Genomic DNA, 20,165 nt, shown 5'->3' on the forward strand with positions numbered 1-20,165 from the left:
CACATAGAAAACCTGATGGTTTCCACCCCCGAGACTAAAAAAGAACGTACTGGAATCTCAATTAACCCGAGAATCCAGTACGTTTTACTTATGGCTTTTTCCGTGGCCATCGGTCTTGCAGCAGCGGGCGGAGCATTCCTTTTCCGCTGGCTTATCGAAAACTTCCAGCTTATATTCTGGGCCGACGGACATTCTTTTCTAGACATGATCGCAAACTCACCGTGGTGGTTAGTACTTTTACTACCCTGCGTGGGCGGGATTATCGCCGGGATTATCATTACCAACTGGGCTCCGGAAGCCTCCGGTCCTGGAGTTCCGGAAGTGATCAAAGCCATCGCTGTCCGCGGTGGACTTATTCGCCACCGCATAACCTTTCTCAAGGCCCTCGTTACCAGCATGCTCATCGGCTGCGGAGCTTCTGTCGGTCGCGAGGGTCCGGTCGTACAAATTGGTGCTTCTCTGGGCTCTTCGGCAGCGAGAATTTTCCGCCTAGATCCATCAATGCTGCCTGTCTGTGTTGCTTCCGGTGCGGCAGCGGGAATAGCTGCCACATTCAATGCCCCGCTGACAGGAACCCTATTCGCCATTGAAATCCTGCTACTTGATACGGAAATGTCTTATGTAAGCCACATTATCGTGGCCTCGGTAACCGCATCCGCCCTTTCAAAATTTTTCTGGGGAGACTTCCCCACTTTTGACGCTCCCAAATTCACATTTAATAATTTTGAGGAGCTGATCATCTTCTTCCTGCTTGGTATCCTTGCTGGTTTGGTATCCATCGCTTTTGTGAAAATGATTCGCCTTTCAGAATTTTGCTTTGATCACATTCCCATGCCTGAATGGATAAAACCGGGACTTGGCGGTCTGCTGCTTGGTATCATGGCCCTTAAAATCCCGGCAGTCCTCGGCGTAGGGTACGAAGCAGTGAATATGGGATTGACCGGAGTGCTGCCGCTGGATTTTGCACTGCTCCTTTTGGCGGCCAAGCTGGTTGCCACCTCCCTATGTATAGGTTCCGGGATGAGCGGAGGTATTTTTGCGCCTTCACTGGTACTTGGCGCCGCGCTCGGTATTTCTGTCAGTTCAACCATAAACATGTTTTTCCCGGAGCTTGCCCTTACCCACGGTCAATATGCTCTGGTAGGCATGGGAACAGTTGTCGCAGGCACCACACTTGCCCCTATAACCGCTGTTCTGACAGTATTTGAGCTAACCTACTCCTATAAAATAATCCTGCCCATGATGGTCGGCTGCATAACCAGTGCTCTGGTGGTCCGCATACTGAACGGCTACTCCGTATACGAGGCCAAACTTTTACGTCAGGGCGTAAATATTCTGCGCGGGCACGATGAATCAGTTCTGGTCAATGTCCCACTCAGAGATGTGATGGAGACGGATTTCGATTACCTGCACACTACGGACAGCTTGAAGAAGGCAGCGGATATGGTTCTGAATTCGGAATTTCCGCATTTTCCGGTACTGGACGAAAATAACAAGCTGGCCGGCATACTGACCCTCCGAGATATGCGTGACTTCCTGAAAGACGAGCATGATTTAAAAGGTGCAGCCGAAGTGGTGGACACATTAATGGTACGGACCGTTGTTTCACTTCCTGTGAATTCCAATCTTAAAGAGGCTCTTATGCACTTTGAACGGACCGGAGTATCTTTTCTGCCACTGACAAATGAGGATTACACCTTGGCCGGGATCATTAAATCCAAAGATGCCATGGAAATTTACCGCCAAAAAAGATTCAAAAACAAAATTATATCTTCTTCACTCTGATTCTTCATCCTGAACATCAATGTAATCGATGATGATTATGCGCCCCCTACGGCTGCCTTCTTTATAGAAAAATCCTGCTACATAGTGATAACCGTAACCGGAAAGTGGATTCGGCGCGATATAACCGGCAGTTTTTTCAAAACCGGAATTCAGGTATATAAAGATTTCACTGTCACTATGATCACTACCAACAGCCGAGGTGATCATACGCAGACCGAACGGATCTGCCGCTCTGCCGGCAAAACGTTTGCTGATCTGTTTACCGGTAGCATCAAGAACATAGCCTGAAATGAGATTTTCTTTCTTTTTAAGAAGCTCCTCCAGAATCCGGTTCATTTCACTGTCTTCTTCCTGCTGCATTCTTGTCATTGCGCTTTTCAGCAACAGGTGAATGTTTCGGAATGTTTTCTGAGACTGCATAGTTTTATTTTTCCTGCTTTCCCGAAAAGCATCACTTACCCGCTTAATTTTCTGACCAAAAGTATCTTTCCTGCCGTCTTCTTCAGAATTATCAGCATAGAAAAAACCCTGCTGCAAATAAAAGCCGGCCATAGCCAATTCAAGAGCCTCAGCTTCACTTTCCACCCCTTTAGCTACGGGCATTGTACCGTATTGTTTAAAACTATCTGCAGCCGCCACAACTTTCAGTTTTATCGCTTCAGATTCTTCAATCCCTTTATAAAATTTTGAATCCAGCTTCACAAAATCTGGTTTAACGTCAAAAATAATATCCAAGCATTCTGGGGAAGTATCCACGTTATCAATGGAAATTCTATATCCTTTTTCGCGGATTCCGCTGATCATTTCATGGGGCACATTATGTTTTAACTGAGCGCTATCCATCTCAAAAGTGATCATACGTGGAGAATACCCATAAGACTCCGCCTGCTGATGAGGACTGCGGACTTTATATTCATCGCGGCTATAGATCCCGCAATTAATATTCATAAAAAGAAGCATGTCGCGATATTTGTCATACAGCGGTCTGTACGCATCAAAACTTTTGATTAGGCAAAGTTCCTCAACCTTTATTTGAGCCTTTACAGGCAGTGATGCATTGAAAAGACAGACCGGTCCAGCAAGTGTCGCCCCGGTCTCGTCCACTCCTCGGGCAAAAGCCTCAAAACCTATTACAGTCTGTGACAGCAGCGAAACCACAGGCTGGAAATAAATTGTGATGCCATCCTCTGTAACTACTTTACCAATGGCTGCGATACAACTTCTGATGTCATTCTCCACACTGCACTCCTTGTGATTTGAGGCCACCATAACATTATTTCGCAAGTAATTCATACAGTAAGCAGCATAAAAAAAGGCTTCCCCATCAGGAGAAGCCTTACTTATTAATTCAGTACAACAAAAACTAGCATATTCTAGGCAACTGCTCGCCTTCCAGCATGTTGAGCAAGCGGCGTCCGCCAAGCGGAGTGACAAGAATAACCTTGCCCGGATTGGCCTCGGTAATGGTGCCGACCTGACAGGCATCTTTTCCAAGCTCATCAGCACGCATAATTTCAAGCGCCTTATCAGCATACTGTTGTGGCAGAATGCATAAGAACTTACCTTCATTTGCAAGGTAAAGAGGGTCAAGCCCCAGAAATGAACATCCGCCGGCTACTTCGGGCAGAACCGGAATTGAAGACTCTTCCAGCTCGCAACATACATTGGACGAGACTGTGATCTCATTGAGCGTGGTAGCCAGTCCTCCGCGAGTCGGGTCGCGTAATACATGGATATCAGGAATTTCCTGTACCAGCTTGACCAGCAGGTGATTCAAGGCGGCGCTATCGCTCTTTACATTAGATTCAAGGGAAAGTCCTTCACGGGTACCCAGAATGGTCAGCCCGTGGTCCCCCATGGTTCCGCTGACCAGCACGGCATCCCCCACTGCTGCGCGGTCTCCGCTGGGAGCAGGATCAGCGATAATTTCACCGACCCCGGTAGTATTGATAAAAATTTTATCCACCATTCCCTTAGGGACAACCTTAGTATCGCCGGTGACGATATTCACCCCTGCATGCCTGCAGGCTTCTCCCATGGATTTAACGATCTTTTCCAGATCATCCATCGGCAGCCCTTCTTCAATAATATAGGCGCAGGTCAAATAACGAGGAATAGCCCCGAGCATCGCGACATCATTGACTGTTCCGTGCACGGCCAGTGAACCGATGTCTCCGCCTGGAAAAAAGATAGGGTCAACGGTGAAGCTGTCTGTACTCATGGAGACCTTGCCTTGAAGGTTCAAGGTAGCGGCATCATTGAGCCTGTCCAGTTCATCGTTGGCAAAATGCTTAAGAAAAAGTTCGGAAATCAGCCTCTGGGAAGCTCTTCCACCAGAACCGTAATCAAGTAAAACCTTATCTGAGGACATATTAATCTACTTTGTATTTGAAGTAAGCGGCGCAGCTGCCTTCAGTTGAAACCATACAGGGACCTACCGGCTTGGCGGGAGTGCACGCCTTTCCGAACAGGGGACACTGTTCCGGGGACATTTTACCCTTGAGCACTTCTCCGCATTTACATCCGGGAAGTGACGGACATTCCCCGATATTGAGGTCGAAAATCTTTTTGGCGTCGAAATCTTCAAATTCCTTACGGAATTCCAGACCGCTTCCCGGAATCTTTCCGATGCCCCGCCAGAGGGCGTCCGATTCCTCAAAAACCTCATACATAACTTCCACAGCCTTGGGATTTCCGTTCTCGGAAACGCCACGCACATACTGATTCTCTGTTGCAGGGTGTTCTTTTTTGGAAGAACGGACCATCATCAGCAGAGCCTGCAGGATATCAACAGGATCAAAACCGGTTACCACTGCGGGTTTACCGTATTTTTCACCTATAAAATCATACGGATGTATACCGATTACCGTGGAAACATGGCCGGGCAGGATAAACCCGTCGATCCTGGTTTCCGGGTCGGAAACAAGAATATCAAGTGCAGGCGGAACCAGCTTGTGGAAAGAAAGAACTTTGAAATTATCAAGTCCCTGCTGTTTAGCCATAAGTACGGTGGCTGCGATTGTCGGCGCAGTCGTTTCAAAACCTACTCCCAGAAAAACAACTGTGCTGTCGGGATTGTTACGAGCAAGATCCAGCGCGTCGAACGGAGAATAAATAATCTCGACCCGTGCACCGTCTGCCTGCGCGTTTTTCAAACAATGGCCCTTGTCACCGGGGACCTTGATCAGGTCGCCGAAAGTCGCCACAATTACCCCGTCTTTACCAGCCAAATCGAGAAAAGCATTTACTTCTGATTCATGGGTCACGCATACCGGGCAACCGGGACCGCTCAGGTGAACCACCTCTTTCGGCAGCACTGAATGCAATCCGCTGCGAAAAATAGAAACGGTATGCGTTCCGCAGACCTCCATAAACCGTATTTCCCCTTCCAGCTCGTCCCGCAAACGGGCCAGAAGCTCCTTGCATAGTTCAGGGTCACTGAATTTATCTAAAATCTTAAGCGACAAGGAACACCCCCAAATTTAACATTACCTTAAAGCCATCCACTCACTTCTGCGTATTATAGTCCCCGGTCCGCTAACCTTTCCCATCGGGACTTAAAGCAATTTGTGAAGCAGGATGAAATATCTGTCTCACAGATATTACCTTGTTATTCATAAAGCTTTTGTTCTCATTATACCCATTCCCGCTCAGTAACAAGTCCGTTACCATCAATATTTCAACACAAAAAAAAGGGCTCTGCCCGGTCAGGGAGAGCCTTTGCAAGATAAACTAAAATGCTGTCAAAACTATTTCAGGCAGCGGTGTATGACTTCGTTAAATTCTTCCTTATCTATTGGTTTGGGCAGAAAGTACGTCGCACCCAGAGCTAACAGATTGGAGATATCTGAAACCCCTACTACCGCGGACATTATGACAATAGGCAGGTTCATAAACTGAGAATCACCGCGCAAAGTCTGTACCAGTTGCCGACCATCCATTTCGGGCATCATGATGTCCGTGACAAGTACATCAAAGCTGTTTTCAGCTTTCAAAGCTTCATAGGCATGCTTGCCATGAGGACTTACAAAAGGGATATGTCCCAAATCCTCAACAAATCGCGCGGCAAGTTTTTGAGAAATTTTATCGTCTTCTGCAATCAGTATTTTATACATGAATCCCTCTTAACTTTCTATGGATACTCTTTCTAAATAAGCCAAACACTTCTTATTTGTAAAGCATAATGGAGCATATAGAAAACACCACTTTCTTTTTTTAAATCTATAGACCTACCTTTTTGAATATTGTAACTTATTAGAATAAGAACTTAAACAAAATTATAATTTTATCAGGAGCCACGGTTATGGCCAAAACTGAAATCCTGCTTGAAACCGGCACCAATGAACTCGAAATACTGGAATTTTACATCGACCTCCCGGAATCGGAAAACGGACCTGAAGAACGATGCCATTTCGGGGTTAATGTCGCCAAGGTCATGCAGGTAATTGAAAGTCCTGAACTTGAACATCCGGAATCGGCTGAACATCCGTGTTTCATGGGGACTATTCCCCTGCGGAACCACATTCTTCCAGTGCTCGATCTTGCCGTCTGGCTTGGTATGGAACGTAAAAGAGATAAATATGACATCGTAATTGTCACCGAATTCAGTCAGACAGTTTCCGGATTTCAGGTCAGTGGAGTAACCGAAATTCATCGTGTGGGATGGCAGCAGGTTTTGTCACCGGATAAATTCATGAGCAGTTTCGAAAAAAGCTGTATTGTCGGAATTGTGGAACGTGAAGACAGATTTATTCAGCTACTCGACCTCGAATCCATCCTTGCCGATCTCGACCCGACCCTTGGCGGAGATTTTTCCATGCCGTCAGCAATAGCCAGTGAAGCATACAATGCTCTTGTCTGCGACGACTCTCCCACCATTCGTGCAATGCTGGATCAAAGTCTCGAACAGGCCAATTTTTGCCACACAATTGTTCACAACGGTCAGGAAGCTCAAAATACCCTGAAAAATATCAAAATGATGGCCAGTCAGCAAAACCGTCCGGTCAAAGATTTTGTAGAGATTGTCATTTCCGATATTGAAATGCCACTTATGGACGGATTCACCCTTGCCAAATGGATTCGCGAAGACCCCGATCTGAAAGATCTGCCCATCATACTTTATTCCTCAATCATAACTAAAGAACTGCGCCATAAGGGCGACTCAGTTGGGGCGGATGAACAAATTTCAAAACCGGATCTGCATTTGCTGCCCGAAAAAGCAATCAGGTTAATCGAAAGCAAAAAAAATAATTAACGTTCTGATTAAGAACGCCTTTAGCTTCTCCAGCGGTCTGCATTTTTTGCAGGCCGTTTTTGCTTGCATGAATTTTAATGTACCAATATCTTCCTGGTTCGCAATTTAGCTTATAAGTCATTACCCATTACGGAGAAACACAATATGGAAGATGTAAGAGTATATGGAGACGTAAAAGGTCTGTCTCCAGAAGATTTTGAAGACCTGAAAACGGAATTGCCCTTTGAAAAAGTAGTCTACAAGGACAAAGTCCTGAACGTTGATTACGAAGGTCACTACATCGACATCGATGATTTTCTTGAAGAAATGGTCAAGCGCCTCCCCCCCGAAGGATGGGCCAAAGTTGATTATATTGATCACGTAGATTGGAAACTGACCCGTTATGAAATAGAAAACAACAAGCTGACTTCACGTATTATTAATATTGATGCTGTCCTTGAACCTACAAAAAACGAAGCCGGGCAAAGGTAAGTTCTCGCCAGATGAGAATTCACCATTTTATTTTTTCGCTGAGCGTAAAAAAGCCCGCCTGTCCAAGGACAGGCGGGCTTAAATTTTATTTATCGAAAACTAATAATTTATAATTCGGACGTCAGTGGCTTTCGGCGCAGTGTCTTCGTCTATGACTTCAAAGACAACCTTCTCGCCTACGTTGAGGGTCTTGAAACCGTCGCGCAGTACTTCGGAGTAATGGACATAAATATCCCGCCCGGATTCATCTATAATAAATCCGAATCCTTTGATATCATTGAACCAGCTGACCACACCTTTTAGACTCATAAACTCCTCATCAGTCGGATCAGGATTTAAATCTTCCGCAATATTTATTTTATACGGAAGGTAATCCGACCACGGGTAAGATCATACGGTGAAAGTTCCACTTTTACACGGTCGCCCGGTAGAATACGGATATAATATTTGCGCATCTTACCTGAGATATGCCCCAGAATAATATGCCCGTTTTCAAGCTCGACCTTGAACATAGCATTAGGTAATGCTTCCTGCACAACACCTTCTACTTCAATACCTTCTTCTTTAGCCATGGTTTCCTCCGTATCCAACCACCACTCCAAGAATCGTATCAGTACTATTGCTGCAAAAAATTTTACTAATTTACGGAAGCTAAAGCAATCACTAATGAAGCAAAGCTACGGCGCAGCCTGAAATTTATGCCCGAGTTTTTCGATGGCCTCCAGTATTTCCTCTACCAGAACATTTAAAGAACGACGGTCCACCGCGCTTGTAGGAATTCCGTGAGGGTACGTATTGCGCATTAGTTCACGCTGCTCATCATCCAGCTTATCCCATTTATTGAGCACGAGGATAGAGCTGACTTCACCCAGCTTCATATCGGCGATAATATTATTAACTGCCGCAATCTGCTCGTCCACTTCAGGATGAGAGGAATCGCAGACATGGATCAAGACATCTGCAGCTTCCAACTCTTCAAGAGTCGCCCTGAAGGCTTCTTTCAATTCAACAGGAAGTTGACGGATAAATCCTACCGTATCGGTCAGGATAAGTTCCTGCTCACGGGGAAAACGAATACGCCTGCTTGTAGGATCAAGGGTAGCAAAAAGTTTATCTTCCGCCAGCACTCCGCTATTGGTCAGAGTATTCAGCAAAGTTGATTTGCCCGCGTTGGTATATCCCACCAACGAAACAACCGGTACACCGGCACGAGCACGTCGTTCCCGGGTGAATCCCCGCTGGCGACTCACTTTCTTAAGTTCATTGCCCAGCTTGGTCAGCTTGTCTTTAATGCGTCTACGGTCGATCTCCAGCTTGGTTTCACCGGGACCTCGACCACCGATACCACCCATGAGCCGTGACATAGCACGATTCTTACCCACAAGACGCGGCATGGTGTACTTCAGCTGCGCCATCTCAACCTGCAATTTACCGGCGCGAGTAGTGGCGTGCTGAGCAAAAATATCCAGAATAAGCTGGGTGCGGTCAATAATTTTACGCTCGGTAAGTCTGGCAAGGTTGCGCATCTGGGCGGCAGAAAGTTCCTGATCAAAAAGAATTACTTCCGCATCAGCCTGCAGGGCGATAACTTCCAGTTCGGCTAGTTTACCCTTACCCATAATGAACTTGGGATTAAGCTTGCGTATACGCTGAACCAACCGCCCTTCGACCTTAAGCCCCGCAGTGTCGGCAAGATCTTCCAGTTCATCAAGGGACCGTTCCTGCACAGACTTGGGGTCCTGCGAGACGCTGACAACAATGGCCCGCTCACGTTTGTCCGTGGTATCACGGGTACGATCGGCACGGCGGAACTCATCTTCAAGGGCTTTGATGTGAGCCGGAAGATCCATTTCCACGCGATCCCAGCGCACAGGCGGCAACTGTTCATAAGGTTTATCCCCCGCTCCGGGAGGAAGCAGGTAGGCGTACTGCACAAAATCAGGTTCACCATGCGGATCAGAAGCGACAACTGTTACGCTGTCCAGACGGAGAAACACCATATCCATGAGATCTTCTTCGGACAGGTTTTCCCCTGAAATATGAGTATGCAGAAGCCGTAACCCCCGCAAACGGCCTTCGGACTGGCGGGCACGTGGCAATTCAGGAATGTAAATGGAACCGGGATCACCGACAAGAATCATTTCCGGCTTGCCCTGCCTGTTGATCAGCAGACCTATCTGGCGTCCGATTTCATGACTGAGAAAAGAGAGCTCACGGGCCTGCTCGTTAGTGAATCCGTTGGGATCATTGTATCTGCGGTCCGCAAGGCGGTTGATGCGTTTCAACTCACTGGGTTTAAGCCCCTGAGTATTACCTTTGGCTTTAAGAGCTATGGGAATTCTCCAAGTATGTTGCCTCCGGCGGCTTTAACTCTTTTAAAAAAGGGTTAAAGAATCCCAAAATCTTTTATTTAGGCTTCGCCACTGGTGACTTTAAAATTATTTATTAATGAAGATCTTAGCAAATTTTGCCTACCTACGCCAAACCCCTAAGACAAAAACTATTAACACGTTTGGGAAGGGATGAAGCATTCAGGCGAGAGGGCAAAAAGATAGAGCGCGTCATGAATATGACGCGCTCTGTAAAATACTAAGCGTCGTGATCCGCCAGATATTTGGCGATCATGGAATCGTATTCAGAGACAAGCGCAAAAGTTTCCGCAGCCAGATCCTTTCTGAGTGCGAGAGATACTTTTCCGTCATTCTTTTTCATATCTTCAAGAATACGGGGATAATGTACCGGACTGGGTACAACCAGTACGGAATGAAAATTTTTCGCTGAAGCGCGAAGCATAGTGGGGCCGCCGATATCGATCTGTTCGACAGCGTTTCTCAGATCCTGCCCTTCGCTAACAGCCTTGGCAAAATTATACAGGTTAACACAGACCATATCGATGGTCTCGATGCCGTGCTCTGCAAGAGTTGCCAGATGTTCCGGGTTATCTTTATCCGCAAGGATTCCGCCATGAACACTGGGGTGCAGGGTCTTCACACGGCCGCCCATAATTTCAGGAAAACCGGTAACATCACTAACGGATTTAACATCAAGACCGGAATCAAGAAGCATTTTTCTTGTACCACCGGTGCTGATTAATTCCACACCGAAGCCAGTCAACTCAGCCGCAAATTCAGCAAGCCCGGACTTATCAGTTACACTGAGTATTCCGCGCTTTACAGGCAACATATCCATAACACATCTCCAGATAATTGTTTTTTGTGGAGTTGTGCCGGATTTATGCCGTAAAGGCAAGTTCCGGACCGCAGTTTCTCTCCGGTAGCTGGTCCCCGCCCCTGAACCACACGATCAGAGACGGGACCAACCGGGAGGGGATTCGGCTATATATAATGGACCTGTATGAGCTAAATCTGGCTCAGCAGTTCCTTAGCCGCTTCATTTGCGGGATCCTTCTCGAGGATCATTTCAAGTTGCTCAACAGCTGCGTCCTTCTGGTCCATGCAGACATAAAGGCCTGCGAGAGAATAGCGAACTTCATGCTTTTCGGGATCAACTTCGAGAAACTTCTCAAGGTAAGGAATGGCTTCAGCCATTTTCTCAGCCTCGTGACCGATTCTGATGATGCCGAAAAGCGCAACCATGTTGCTGATATTCATGTCGAGCGCCTTGGAAAAGTTTTCAAAGGCTTCTTCCTGGCGGGAAGTTTCCATCTGGATCAGCCCCATACCGGCAAAACTCTTATCAGTGACTTCCACTTGATGAGCTTTTTCATACAGAGAAATAGCAGTTTCATACTCCCCGCGCTGAACAGCGATGGTGGCAAGACCGATGTACGGGTCAGGATGCACGCCGTTAGATCCGGCAGCCTTCTTGTAGTAATCTTCAGCCTTATCCAGTTCACCCATGAACAGATAACACTCACCGAGTTCCTTGTTAATTTCATAATCTAAATGGCTCATAATTCCCCTCCGGAAATTTTATTTACCGCCGGACAATCCAAAGCGGCATTTTTTGCGACCCCTGAGAGTCTGCCCAACTTTATGCATTTGGTGTGCCAAAACTAAAAGTTGAATTCCTACATTATATATAAGGCTTAAATTTAATGTGCCTGATTTCCGACGCTCACCAGCAGCTGGGCTTATTCATGCATAAATTATATAATAATTTTAAGCATATACAAAGATGGAACACCTTTTGCTAGATAGGGAGCACAAACAAAATCTCAAATTTCCCACCCGGCAGGGACACAGGGAATTTTTTGCAGGAGGATATAAAATGAAAGGACTTTTTGAAAACCACATCGATTTGACAGGTAAAGTACTCGACCTGAGACTCCAGCGTCAAAACCTCGTCTCCTCCAATCTGGCTAACGTCAACACTCCTGGATACAAGGAAAAACGCCTTGAATTCGAGGACGACCTTCAAAAGGCCATGGGGCTCGACGCCAAAGGCAAAATGACCAGAACCAGCAAAATGCATATCCCCACCGCTTTTGATTCAGACAAATTTCAAGGGGACGTTCTTTCCAACTTCGAGCCCAGAGTTATCCATGGTGAAAACCGGGTCGATATGGATAAGGAAATGGTCGCCATGGCCAAAAACACCCTTTACTATAATGCCCTCTCCCAGGTTATCGGGAAAAATTTTCAGGGCATGAATAAAATTATCCAGAGTGGAGCCAGATAATGAACTTCTTCACAGCACTTGATATCGGAGCTTCAGGCCTTAAGGCTCAAAGAGAGTACCTGAACGTTGTGTCCATGAATATGGCTAACGCCAGGACGACAAGGACAGCCGAGGGCGGACCCTACCGCCGCAAAAGTGTTTCCATGGAGTCCAGCCCGGTTCTTTCGCCATTTGAAACTGCCATGGATCAGCAGATGAATCAGCAGCTCCGCGGCGTAACCGTAAGGGGAATTGTTACAGACACCCGCCCCTTCAAAGAAGTTTACGAACCCAACCACCCTGATGCGGACTCAAAAGGCATGGTCAAATACCCGGACATCAACGTGGTTGAAGAAATGGTCAACATGATCAACATCAGCAGATCTTACGAAGCCAACGCGCAGTCAGTGGACTCCGCCAAAAAGATGTTCAACCGCGCACTCCGCATAGGAATGGGTCAGTAGCATCGGGCTGAGTAGTCAGCGACGACTTTCCGACTTTTGAAAAGGAGCAAAACATGTCTATTAAAAACGTAGCAATGCAGGCATACACCAATGCCATTCAGAATCAGCAGCAGTTCGATAAAAAGTTCGACAAGAGTATGAACCTCCATAAGGCGGACCCGAACTCTTTCTCGAACACCCTTACCGATTCACTTAAAGGTGTAAACGACCTGCAGACACAGAAAAAAGAGATGATCTCTGAGTTTGCTGCCGGCAAAACCCAGAACGTACACGAGTTGATGATTTCTCTGCAGAAAGCCAGCGTTGCTATGACCATGACCAGCACAGTACGCACTAAAGTAATGAGCGCCTATCAGGAAATCATGAAAATGCCTTTCTAAAATTGACAGACCTGCTCCTTTACCTGTCAAAAAAAATATCGCTACCATGGGACCTCCGCCTTGAAGGACTCCCATGGTAGCTTTTATACGCTCCGTTTCGAGCCGACATTTTTTTGTCACTATACATTCAGCCTCTTTAAACACCCCCCCATCTACATCATAACTACCACATATAAATTAACTTTTTTCAAGTGGCCCGTACCTTGCTTAAACTATTGAAAAATCGTCAGGAGTTTAAGTATGCCAAATTTCATTGTTGAGTATCTGAGTAAATTTCAAAATTTCTGGTCTGACCGTACCGTCTCCCAGAGAATCATGATCGGTGGACTAGCGGCCACAGTCGTTATCTCATTCATCCTTATGGTTTTCTGGCTCAACCAGACTGAGTACCGTGTGCTCTACACAAAACTGTACTCAGAAGACGCTTCCCGCGTTGTTTCCATCCTGCAGTCCACCAAGGAACCTTACAAGATCGAAGACAACGGTGCCACCATTCTGGTACCCGCTGACAAGGTTTACGATCTGCGCCTGAAAATCGCCGGTGAAGGTGCCCTTCACGGACAGGGAATCGGTTATGAAATTTTTGATGAAGTTCAGATCGGACAGACTGACTTCATTCAGCGCATCAACTACCAGCGCGCCCTCCAGGGTGAATTGGCACGTACTATAAGCGAATTTCCGCAGGTTGAACGGGCCAGAGTGCATCTGGTAATGCCTTCCAAATCCCTCTTTATTGAAGAGCAGATTGAGCCTTCAGCTTCGGTAGTGCTTAAGCTCAGAGAAGGTGAAAAGCTTTCCGACAAGCAGGTCAAAGGTGTTCTTAACCTCGTTGTTATGTCTGTTGAAGGCTTGAAGCCCGCACACGTAACCATTACCGATATGCGCGGACAGGTTCTCTATCAGCCCGAAGATGACGGCGGACTGGGCCTGAACATCACCAACAGCCAGCTTGAATACAAGTCCGGCCTTGAGTCAAAAATCGAACAGCGCATCCAGCGACTGCTCATGCCCATCGTAGGCCCGGACAAAGTTATCGCCAAAGTTAATGCCGATCTTGATTTCAGACAGCGTACCATTAAAAAGGAAGCATACGATCCTGACGGACAGGTAGCACGCTCTGAACAGACCAGTGAGGAAAGCACCCGCGGTACTGCCAACGTTGACGGCGGTGTTCCCGAAGCCAACTTCAGGGGTGACGGATTCACAGGAACCGCTACTACTCAGGACTCAAACCGTGAAACCCGTACCACCAACTACGAAATCAACAAAGAAGAACAGCAGATTATCGTTCCGGTCGGTGAACTGAAGCGCCTCAGTGTTGCCGTTATCGTTGACGGAACATACGAGAAGAATCCTGACACAGGTGAAATGACATACGTTCCCCGCTCCGAAGAAGAAATGCAGCGTATCCGTGAACTGGTCAGCTCCGCAGTTGGATATGATGAAGTACGCGGAGATACCGTAGAAGTCTCAAACATGTCCTTCGGCATGCAGGATCTGTTTGGCGACGAAGGCCTCATGCGCACCATGCTTGAATACGCACAGCGCCTTGGTAAACCTTTTCTTAACGGCCTGCTTATCTTCCTCTTCCTGATCCTCGTTGTTCGCCCGGTTGTCATGGCCCTGATCAAGCCCCGTGTGGCTGAAGAGGAAATTGACGAAGTTGCAGGACTGCCCGAAGCAGGAGAAAGACTCGCAATTGATGACAGCGACCTTGACGAAGAGGCTCTTGATACGGCACGTAGACTGGAGAACGCCAAAGCTCAGGCTCTGCAACTTTCCGAGAAGAATATGGATCAGGCTGTGCAGGTACTGAAGAGTTGGCTGAAGCAGGAGGCAGCTTAAATTGTCAACGCCGTTCACCGGTAATCAAAAAACAGCAATCGTACTTCTTGCCCTTGGGGACAAGTTTACTGCTGAATCATTCAAACGCATGAACCGTCAGGAAATTGCCGACGTGTCAAGAGCCATGCTCGAGATGGATTCAGTCCCTAAGGAACAGGTTCTGGAAGTACTAAAAGAGTTCAACGAAACTCTGGCATACGGAGCTGAGCTTCTCATGGGCGGAGCAGATCAGGTCAAAAGACTGCTCAGCAAATCACTTGACGAAGAAACCGCAAAATTCATTCTGGATAAACTCGATCTCGAAAGCGGGCCTGCCCCGTTTCAGGAACTCCAGAATGTCAGCCCGAAGATTCTGGCTCAGATTCTCAGGAACGAACACCCGCAGACACTGGCCCTCATTATCGGCCATCTGCACCCGGATCAGGCAGCGGACCTTATATCCAACCTGCCCGGCGGCGTAAGAGCCGAAGTGCTCATGAGACTTGCCAAGCTGGAAGCTGTGGCTGAAGAGATGCTCATGGAAGTGGACAGGGTACTGCAAAGTCAGCTTATCGCCATGGGCGGCAAGGAAGGCAAGAAAGTCGGCGGCGTACCTGCTGTAGCAGAAATCCTCAACGCCGTAGACAGATCCACAGAAGAGGAAGTTCTTTCAGAAATTGAGGAAGAATCCACCCAGATGGCTGAAGAAATCAGAAACCTCATGTTCGTTTTTGAAGACATCAAGGGACTGGACGACCGCGCGATCCGCGAACTGCTTAAGGAAGTTTCAAACGAAGAGCTCACCACCGCACTCAAGGGTGCTTCCGACGATTTACAAGAGCTTTTCTTTAAGAACATGTCCGAACGTGCTTCAAACATGATCCGCGAAGACCTCGAAATTATGGGACCTGTGAAACTTTCCGATGTGGAAGGTGCACAGCAGAATATCGTTAAAAACATCCGCCGTCTCGAAGATGAAGGCCGGATTATGATCAGTAGAGGTTCAGGAGATGTCTTTGTCTAAAGCAGAAGACAATAAGTTCTACACCGGTAGGGTTATTATGGGCGTTGATTCAAACAACAAGACCCAGGAAATGACCATACAGGAAATGGAAGGCAAGAAACAGCCGACCTGGAACGAAGACACCGACCGCGAATACTATGAGCGGGTCAAAGTTAAAGCCCAGAACATGGCTAAGGAAATTATTTCCAAAGCCATGGCTGAGGCCGAAACGATAAAAGCCAATGCTCAAGCTGAAGGATATGCCGCAGGCCAGCAGCAGGCCGCCAAGGAAGCCGAGCAGCAAATGATCGGTTTCAGTCAGAACTTGGGCCAGACTCTCAAAGCCATACAGGATCAATCACATAATATAATGATGGCTCAATCAGCAGATGCCATCAGTCTGGTCTTCATGGTCATAGAAAAGACTCTCGCAGTGGAGATGGAAAGCAGAAGACAGGAAATTCTTGGTGCTCTGCTGGACGAAGCTTTGCAACGCATTGATTCACTGACCCAACTGATCATCAAGATATCCCCTGCCGATAACGAAATTATCGGTCCCCTGCTCGAACAGGCTCAGACCGAATTCCCGGACCTCGCCAAATGGCGCATCAAAACAGATCCTGCCATTGAAAACGGCGGAGTCATTGTTGAAACAGCCGATGCCATGATTGAGAACACCGTCACTTCCCGCTGGGAAGGCGTACAGCAGATTCTCGGTCAATTAGCCCCCGAGACAGGAGAATAGCCATGGCCGACATGAAGGGCTGCACTCAACTCCTTTCCTCTCTTGACCCCTGCCGCGGTTATGGCCGCGTAAGTAAGGTTGTCGGCCTCATTGCCGAAGGTAAAGGCATTAAGGCCCCGCTTGGATCGGTCTGCCAATTGATACCGGAAGATGCGGACTCCCCCATCGCAGCGGAAGTCGTCGGGTTCAAAGATGGTGCCTGCCTGTTTATGCCCTACGGCGAAATGCACGGCATAAGCCCCGGAAGCCTGATCGAAAACTCAAAAACACCACCCAAAGTCCCGGTAGGCATGAACCTTCTCGGACGCGCAGTGGATGCGTTCGGAGAACCGATTGACGGCAAAGGGCCGATTATCCCCGAAGCATACAACCCGCTGCACCGCGATCCTCCAAATCCACTGGAAAGACCACGCATCAACGAACCTCTTGATGTAGGGGTTAAAGCCATAAACGGGTTATTGACACTGGGCAAAGGCCAGCGCATGGGTATCATGGCCGGTTCAGGCGTCGGTAAATCGACACTACTCTCCATGATGGCCCGCTACACAGTGGCGGACATCAACGTGATCGCCCTTATCGGTGAGCGTGGACGTGAAGTAGTGGAATTCATCGAACGCGATCTGGGCCCTGAAGGATTGGCTCGCTCCGTACTGGTCATCGCAACATCGGACAAAAGCCCGCTCATCCGCATGCGCGCGGCCTACACCGCGACTGCCATCGCAGAATATTTTCGCGACCTGAACAAAGATGTCCTTTTAATGATGGACTCTGTGACCCGATTTGCCATGGCCGGACGCGAAGTCGGCCTTGCTGCTGGCGAACCGCCCACACGTGGAGGTTACACCCCATCTGTTTTCGCCCAACTGCCGAAATTACTTGAACGCGCAGGAAAAAACCCCAACGGATCTATTACCGGAGTTTATACCGTACTTGTTGACGGTGACGACTTTACCGAGCCGATAGCAGATGCCGTCCGTTCAATTCTTGACGGCCATATCGTGCTCACCCGTGATCTTGCTGACCAAGGACACTACCCCTGTATCGATGTGCTCAAAAGCGTCAGTCGTGTGCGTGGTGATATTGTTCAGGGAGAAATAGTCGCCGCAGGACGTAAGGTCCTTGGGCAGCTTGCAACTTTCAGAAAAGTAGAAGACATGGTCAATATCGGCGCATACCAGAAAGGCGCAAATCCGGAAATCGACACGGCAATAACAATGGTCCCGGCCATCAATGAGTTTCTGCAACAGGTGGTAGAAGACAAGCAGACTATAGAAGAAAGCTTTACCAAACTAATGGAACTCGCATCTGCAAGCTAAAAAAGTGCCTACTCACTCATGCATTTTGATCACACAAGGACCAGCGCAAGCAGATTATTATTGAATTTTTTATAGATCAATATAGATTTTACTGCTAAAAAACATGCATCATTAAACCTGAACATAATCAATGGTGCATGGTGCAATGTTAAAACGATTCCGCGACATTTTTCTGCTGCTTGCTGTCATTATCTTCTTGCCTCCACTTAGCACCGGTTATGCTGCTCCCCTGACCATTACCATGTCTTCAGAGATGCCCCCGTTATCTTTCATCAACAATGAAGGAGAACCTGACGGCCTGCTTGTTGAATTCTGGGAAAAATGGGCAGAAAAGTCCGATACGGAAATTACTTTTAAGCTTCAATCATGGCGTAAAACTGTTGAAGATACTGCTTCCCAAATAAACTATATTCACGGTGGCTTGTTCTACTCTGCAAAACGAGCCCGTAATCTACTTTTCGGCGATTACATTTTTCCCATGGAAGGGGCTCTTTTCGCCTCATCAGAATTAGCCGGCGAAGATAAAATTGACATGCAGCAGATTTCCTGCGGAATAATTAGAGGAGGATACGGCAAAGAATTCATGGCCCGCGAGCAGACCTTTACATCCCTTACTATATTTGATGCAATTTCTAATTTATTGAAAGCGGTTAAGGAAGGACGATTGTCACTTTTCTTAATGGATTATCCTGTTGCGATGTGGCAGCTGGAAAAAATGGGACTTTCGGATTCCTTTGTATGCATAAAGAAACTATACAAACTCAATATATATCCCGCTGTCAGCAAGAAAAACCCTGAGCTAATCAGAAAGATAAACCTTAATATGGCAGCCATCCCGCAAAAAGAAAAACAAGCCATCATAAATAAATGGCTGTATCTCCCTCCAAAAACTAACGACTACCGCACTACCGCGTTATTGCTCACGGGACTGGTCCTCATACTTATGGTTTGTTTTCATCGAAACGAAATAAGAACCATGGCAAAAAACATAAAAAAGCACTTCTGCTCAAAGCTACCCGGAAATTGAACCTGACCAATCAATTGAAAGCGCTGTAACATCGTCATCAAAAACAGGACGGACCCCGGTCTTCTCTTCCAAAATATCCTCAAGAGAATCAAGCTGTATAGATTTTTCAAGCATAAGCTCTTTAGCAATTTCCACAAAAGGATCTATGCTGAAAAAATCATCATTCATACGCCATTCATAACATCCGTCAGTAAATAAAAACAATCGCAAAGAAGACGAGAACAAGCACTCACTGAGATCTATATCAACCGGAAAAAAACCAAACGGCGGAACTTTGGCAGCGAGCGGATCGCCCATCTTGCCATCCAGCATAACTAAAGTCGGACAATGTCCGGCATTCATGTACTTCATCACGCCTTTTTTAAAATCAATATCAGCCGCGAAAAGAGTGACAAAATAGCTATCCGAGCCGATCAAATCCAGCAAGTGGGAATTGATCTGGTCCAGGCTGTCGGCAAGGTCGTTATGTTTCTTACCGTCCGCTTTGAACAGAGTACGCACGATAGCCATAATAAAAGCGGCCTGCGGACCGTGCCCGGAAACATCCGCCATGATGACCCTGATGACCCCTTCGGAAACACTGAAGACATCATAGTAATCACCACTGGCCCTTCCTGATGGGCGGTACATACTTTTGATCTCAAGACCTTCAATAACCGGCACTTTCGTGGGAAGGAGTTTGTCCTGTAGTCTGGCGACAAGCTTAACTTCCTGATCAATTATATTGTAAGCCTTCTGCAGACTTGTATTGGTTTCCTGCAACTGACGGGTAAGCATAACCTGCCGGATAGCAACCCCGACTCTGGCCTTAAGCTCAACAACGTGAAAAGGCTTGGTGAGATAATCATTAGCTCCGCTATTTAAAGCCCGGGCTTTAATCTCCTGCTCGTCCTGTCCCGTAAGGACAATGATGATAACTTCCTGATCACCAATAACATCGCGTATTTTTTTTATAACATCAAAACCATCCATCCCCGGCATCACAAGATCCAGGAGAATAACGCTGGGCTTAAAATTCATATATTGTGTAATGCACTCAACACCATTGGAGGCCGTATCTACATCATAGTCGTCTTCAAGAACACGGATCAAAAAATTACGCATGGTTCCTGAATCATCAACTACTAGAATCTTGGGATTTTTTTCATCCAACTTCATAAGAGAATCTGGGCTCACCTGAAACCTCCGAAAAATAATTGGGCGATATCAAACACAAAACATTTAACCCGATCAGATTACCACAACTTCAAATAGAAATGTAGTATAATCAAGAGCA

General features: G+C 47.0%; 21 protein-coding genes. 11 read left to right on the forward strand and 10 right to left on the reverse strand.

Annotated features, from left to right (window positions below; genetic code table 11):
- Positions 1–15 precede the first annotated feature (15 nt).
- On the forward strand, positions 16–1,785 hold the full coding sequence (locus ACKU35_RS17830; RefSeq protein ID WP_319761406.1) for a chloride channel protein: 1,770 nt from the start codon (positions 16–18) through the stop codon (positions 1,783–1,785).
- On the opposite strand, the gene ACKU35_RS17835 is transcribed toward ACKU35_RS17830, so the two are convergent.
- From ACKU35_RS17835 to ACKU35_RS17850, 4 genes are all read right to left on the reverse strand, one after another.
- Complete coding sequence (locus ACKU35_RS17835; protein ID WP_319761407.1) at positions 1,777–3,024, reverse strand: EAL domain-containing protein; 1,248 nt, start codon at positions 3,022–3,024, stop codon at positions 1,777–1,779. The two genes, ACKU35_RS17830 and ACKU35_RS17835, sit on opposite strands and share 9 nt — an antisense overlap.
- A gap of 124 nt (positions 3,025–3,148) precedes the next feature.
- A complete protein-coding gene (hypE, locus tag ACKU35_RS17840) occupies positions 3,149–4,156 on the reverse strand; it encodes a hydrogenase expression/formation protein HypE (protein WP_319761409.1) in 1,008 nt (335 codons plus the stop codon).
- A 1-nt stretch (position 4,157) separates the two neighbouring features.
- Entirely contained in the window at positions 4,158–5,252 is a 1,095-nt protein-coding gene (hypD, locus tag ACKU35_RS17845; RefSeq protein WP_319761411.1) for a hydrogenase formation protein HypD, read from the reverse strand.
- A 282-nt stretch (positions 5,253–5,534) separates the two neighbouring features.
- The gene (locus tag ACKU35_RS17850; RefSeq protein ID WP_319761413.1) at positions 5,535–5,900 is read right to left on the reverse strand and encodes a response regulator; all 366 of its coding nucleotides are present in this window, start codon (positions 5,898–5,900) and stop codon (positions 5,535–5,537) included.
- 188 nt (positions 5,901–6,088) lie between these two features.
- On the opposite strand from ACKU35_RS17850, the gene ACKU35_RS17855 reads away from it, so the two are divergent.
- On the forward strand, positions 6,089–7,039 hold the full coding sequence (locus ACKU35_RS17855; protein WP_319761415.1) for a chemotaxis protein: 951 nt from the start codon (positions 6,089–6,091) through the stop codon (positions 7,037–7,039).
- Between the two features lie 144 nt (positions 7,040–7,183).
- Entirely contained in the window at positions 7,184–7,510 is a 327-nt protein-coding gene (locus ACKU35_RS17860; protein ID WP_319761417.1) for a hypothetical protein, read from the forward strand.
- A gap of 99 nt (positions 7,511–7,609) precedes the next feature.
- Here ACKU35_RS17860 and ACKU35_RS17865 read toward each other — a convergent pair whose 3' ends face one another.
- The 5 genes from ACKU35_RS17865 to ACKU35_RS17885 all read right to left on the reverse strand — a co-directional run bounded on the left by ACKU35_RS17865 (position 7,610) and on the right by ACKU35_RS17885 (position 11,424).
- Complete coding sequence (locus ACKU35_RS17865) at positions 7,610–7,819, reverse strand: cold shock domain-containing protein (protein ID WP_319761419.1); 210 nt, start codon at positions 7,817–7,819, stop codon at positions 7,610–7,612.
- Between the two features lie 44 nt (positions 7,820–7,863).
- A complete protein-coding gene (gene infA, locus ACKU35_RS17870) occupies positions 7,864–8,082 on the reverse strand; it encodes a translation initiation factor IF-1 (RefSeq protein WP_319761420.1) in 219 nt (72 codons plus the stop codon).
- Between the two features lie 105 nt (positions 8,083–8,187).
- Positions 8,188–9,795, reverse strand: a complete 1,608-nt coding sequence (gene hflX / locus ACKU35_RS17875) for a GTPase HflX (RefSeq protein ID WP_319761422.1) — start codon at positions 9,793–9,795, stop codon at positions 8,188–8,190.
- 304 nt (positions 9,796–10,099) lie between these two features.
- The gene (locus ACKU35_RS17880) at positions 10,100–10,699 is read right to left on the reverse strand and encodes an IMP cyclohydrolase (RefSeq protein ID WP_319761424.1); all 600 of its coding nucleotides are present in this window, start codon (positions 10,697–10,699) and stop codon (positions 10,100–10,102) included.
- Between the two features lie 170 nt (positions 10,700–10,869).
- A complete protein-coding gene (locus tag ACKU35_RS17885; protein ID WP_319761426.1) occupies positions 10,870–11,424 on the reverse strand; it encodes a tetratricopeptide repeat protein in 555 nt (184 codons plus the stop codon).
- Positions 11,425–11,740: 316 nt separating this feature from the next.
- Here ACKU35_RS17885 and flgB point away from each other — a divergent pair, with 316 nt between their 5' ends.
- The 8 genes from flgB (at position 11,741) to ACKU35_RS17925 (ending at position 18,889) form a co-directional block, all read left to right on the forward strand.
- Positions 11,741–12,151, forward strand: a complete 411-nt coding sequence (flgB, locus tag ACKU35_RS17890) for a flagellar basal body rod protein FlgB (protein ID WP_319761428.1) — start codon at positions 11,741–11,743, stop codon at positions 12,149–12,151.
- The gene (gene flgC / locus ACKU35_RS17895; RefSeq protein WP_319761429.1) at positions 12,151–12,594 is read left to right on the forward strand and encodes a flagellar basal body rod protein FlgC; all 444 of its coding nucleotides are present in this window, start codon (positions 12,151–12,153) and stop codon (positions 12,592–12,594) included. The genes flgB and flgC overlap by 1 nt, the downstream gene beginning before the upstream one ends.
- A gap of 53 nt (positions 12,595–12,647) precedes the next feature.
- Positions 12,648–12,974: a flagellar hook-basal body complex protein FliE gene (gene fliE / locus ACKU35_RS17900; RefSeq protein WP_319761431.1), complete on the forward strand. Its 327-nt coding sequence runs from the start codon at positions 12,648–12,650 to the stop codon at positions 12,972–12,974.
- Positions 12,975–13,214: 240 nt separating this feature from the next.
- Positions 13,215–14,819, forward strand: coding sequence for a flagellar basal-body MS-ring/collar protein FliF (fliF, locus tag ACKU35_RS17905; RefSeq protein ID WP_319761433.1), 1,605 nt, complete (start codon positions 13,215–13,217; stop codon positions 14,817–14,819).
- A gap of 1 nt (position 14,820) precedes the next feature.
- Positions 14,821–15,822: a flagellar motor switch protein FliG gene (fliG, locus tag ACKU35_RS17910; RefSeq protein WP_319761435.1), complete on the forward strand. Its 1,002-nt coding sequence runs from the start codon at positions 14,821–14,823 to the stop codon at positions 15,820–15,822.
- Entirely contained in the window at positions 15,809–16,546 is a 738-nt protein-coding gene (locus ACKU35_RS17915) for a FliH/SctL family protein (protein WP_319761437.1), read from the forward strand. The genes fliG and ACKU35_RS17915 overlap by 14 nt, the downstream gene beginning before the upstream one ends.
- 2 nt (positions 16,547–16,548) lie before the next feature.
- Positions 16,549–17,862 carry a FliI/YscN family ATPase gene (locus ACKU35_RS17920; protein WP_319761439.1) on the forward strand — a complete coding sequence of 438 codons (1,314 nt, stop codon included), beginning with the start codon at positions 16,549–16,551 and terminating at the stop codon, positions 17,860–17,862.
- Positions 17,863–18,007: 145 nt separating this feature from the next.
- Positions 18,008–18,889 (forward strand): transporter substrate-binding domain-containing protein, encoded by an 882-nt coding sequence (locus ACKU35_RS17925; RefSeq protein WP_319761440.1) that lies wholly within the window; start codon positions 18,008–18,010, stop codon positions 18,887–18,889.
- Here ACKU35_RS17925 and ACKU35_RS17930 read toward each other — a convergent pair.
- Positions 18,875–20,065, reverse strand: coding sequence for a SpoIIE family protein phosphatase (locus tag ACKU35_RS17930; RefSeq protein WP_319761442.1), 1,191 nt, complete (start codon positions 20,063–20,065; stop codon positions 18,875–18,877). The two genes, ACKU35_RS17925 and ACKU35_RS17930, sit on opposite strands and share 15 nt — an antisense overlap.
- Between the last annotated feature and the right edge of the window lie 100 nt (positions 20,066–20,165).

Origin of the sequence: Maridesulfovibrio sp., from assembly GCF_963676065.1 — a bacterium.
Classification (GTDB): Bacteria; Desulfobacterota; Desulfovibrionia; order Desulfovibrionales; family Desulfovibrionaceae; genus Maridesulfovibrio.

Bases quoted from the DNA above. Each gene is read 5' to 3' on its own strand.
- ACKU35_RS17850 (WP_319761413.1), bottom strand. From the start codon at position 5,900: ATGTATAAAATACTGATTGCAGAAGACGATAAAATTTCTCAAAAACTT.
- ACKU35_RS17915 (WP_319761437.1), top strand. From the start codon at position 15,809: ATGTCTTTGTCTAAAGCAGAAGACAATAAGTTCTACACCGGTAGGGTT.
- ACKU35_RS17880 (WP_319761424.1), bottom strand. From the start codon at position 10,699: ATGGATATGTTGCCTGTAAAGCGCGGAATACTCAGTGTAACTGATAAG.
- flgB (WP_319761428.1), top strand. From the start codon at position 11,741: ATGAAAGGACTTTTTGAAAACCACATCGATTTGACAGGTAAAGTACTC.
- fliF (WP_319761433.1), top strand. From the start codon at position 13,215: ATGCCAAATTTCATTGTTGAGTATCTGAGTAAATTTCAAAATTTCTGG.
- ACKU35_RS17860 (WP_319761417.1), top strand. From the start codon at position 7,184: ATGGAAGATGTAAGAGTATATGGAGACGTAAAAGGTCTGTCTCCAGAA.
- hypE (WP_319761409.1), bottom strand. From the start codon at position 4,156: ATGTCCTCAGATAAGGTTTTACTTGATTACGGTTCTGGTGGAAGAGCT.
- ACKU35_RS17855 (WP_319761415.1), top strand. From the start codon at position 6,089: ATGGCCAAAACTGAAATCCTGCTTGAAACCGGCACCAATGAACTCGAA.
- flgC (WP_319761429.1), top strand. From the start codon at position 12,151: ATGAACTTCTTCACAGCACTTGATATCGGAGCTTCAGGCCTTAAGGCT.
- infA (WP_319761420.1), bottom strand. From the start codon at position 8,082: ATGGCTAAAGAAGAAGGTATTGAAGTAGAAGGTGTTGTGCAGGAAGCA.
- fliE (WP_319761431.1), top strand. From the start codon at position 12,648: ATGTCTATTAAAAACGTAGCAATGCAGGCATACACCAATGCCATTCAG.
- ACKU35_RS17885 (WP_319761426.1), bottom strand. From the start codon at position 11,424: ATGAGCCATTTAGATTATGAAATTAACAAGGAACTCGGTGAGTGTTAT.
- ACKU35_RS17830 (WP_319761406.1), top strand. From the start codon at position 16: ATGGTTTCCACCCCCGAGACTAAAAAAGAACGTACTGGAATCTCAATT.
- ACKU35_RS17865 (WP_319761419.1), bottom strand. From the start codon at position 7,819: ATGAGTCTAAAAGGTGTGGTCAGCTGGTTCAATGATATCAAAGGATTC.
- ACKU35_RS17925 (WP_319761440.1), top strand. From the start codon at position 18,008: ATGTTAAAACGATTCCGCGACATTTTTCTGCTGCTTGCTGTCATTATC.
- ACKU35_RS17920 (WP_319761439.1), top strand. From the start codon at position 16,549: ATGGCCGACATGAAGGGCTGCACTCAACTCCTTTCCTCTCTTGACCCC.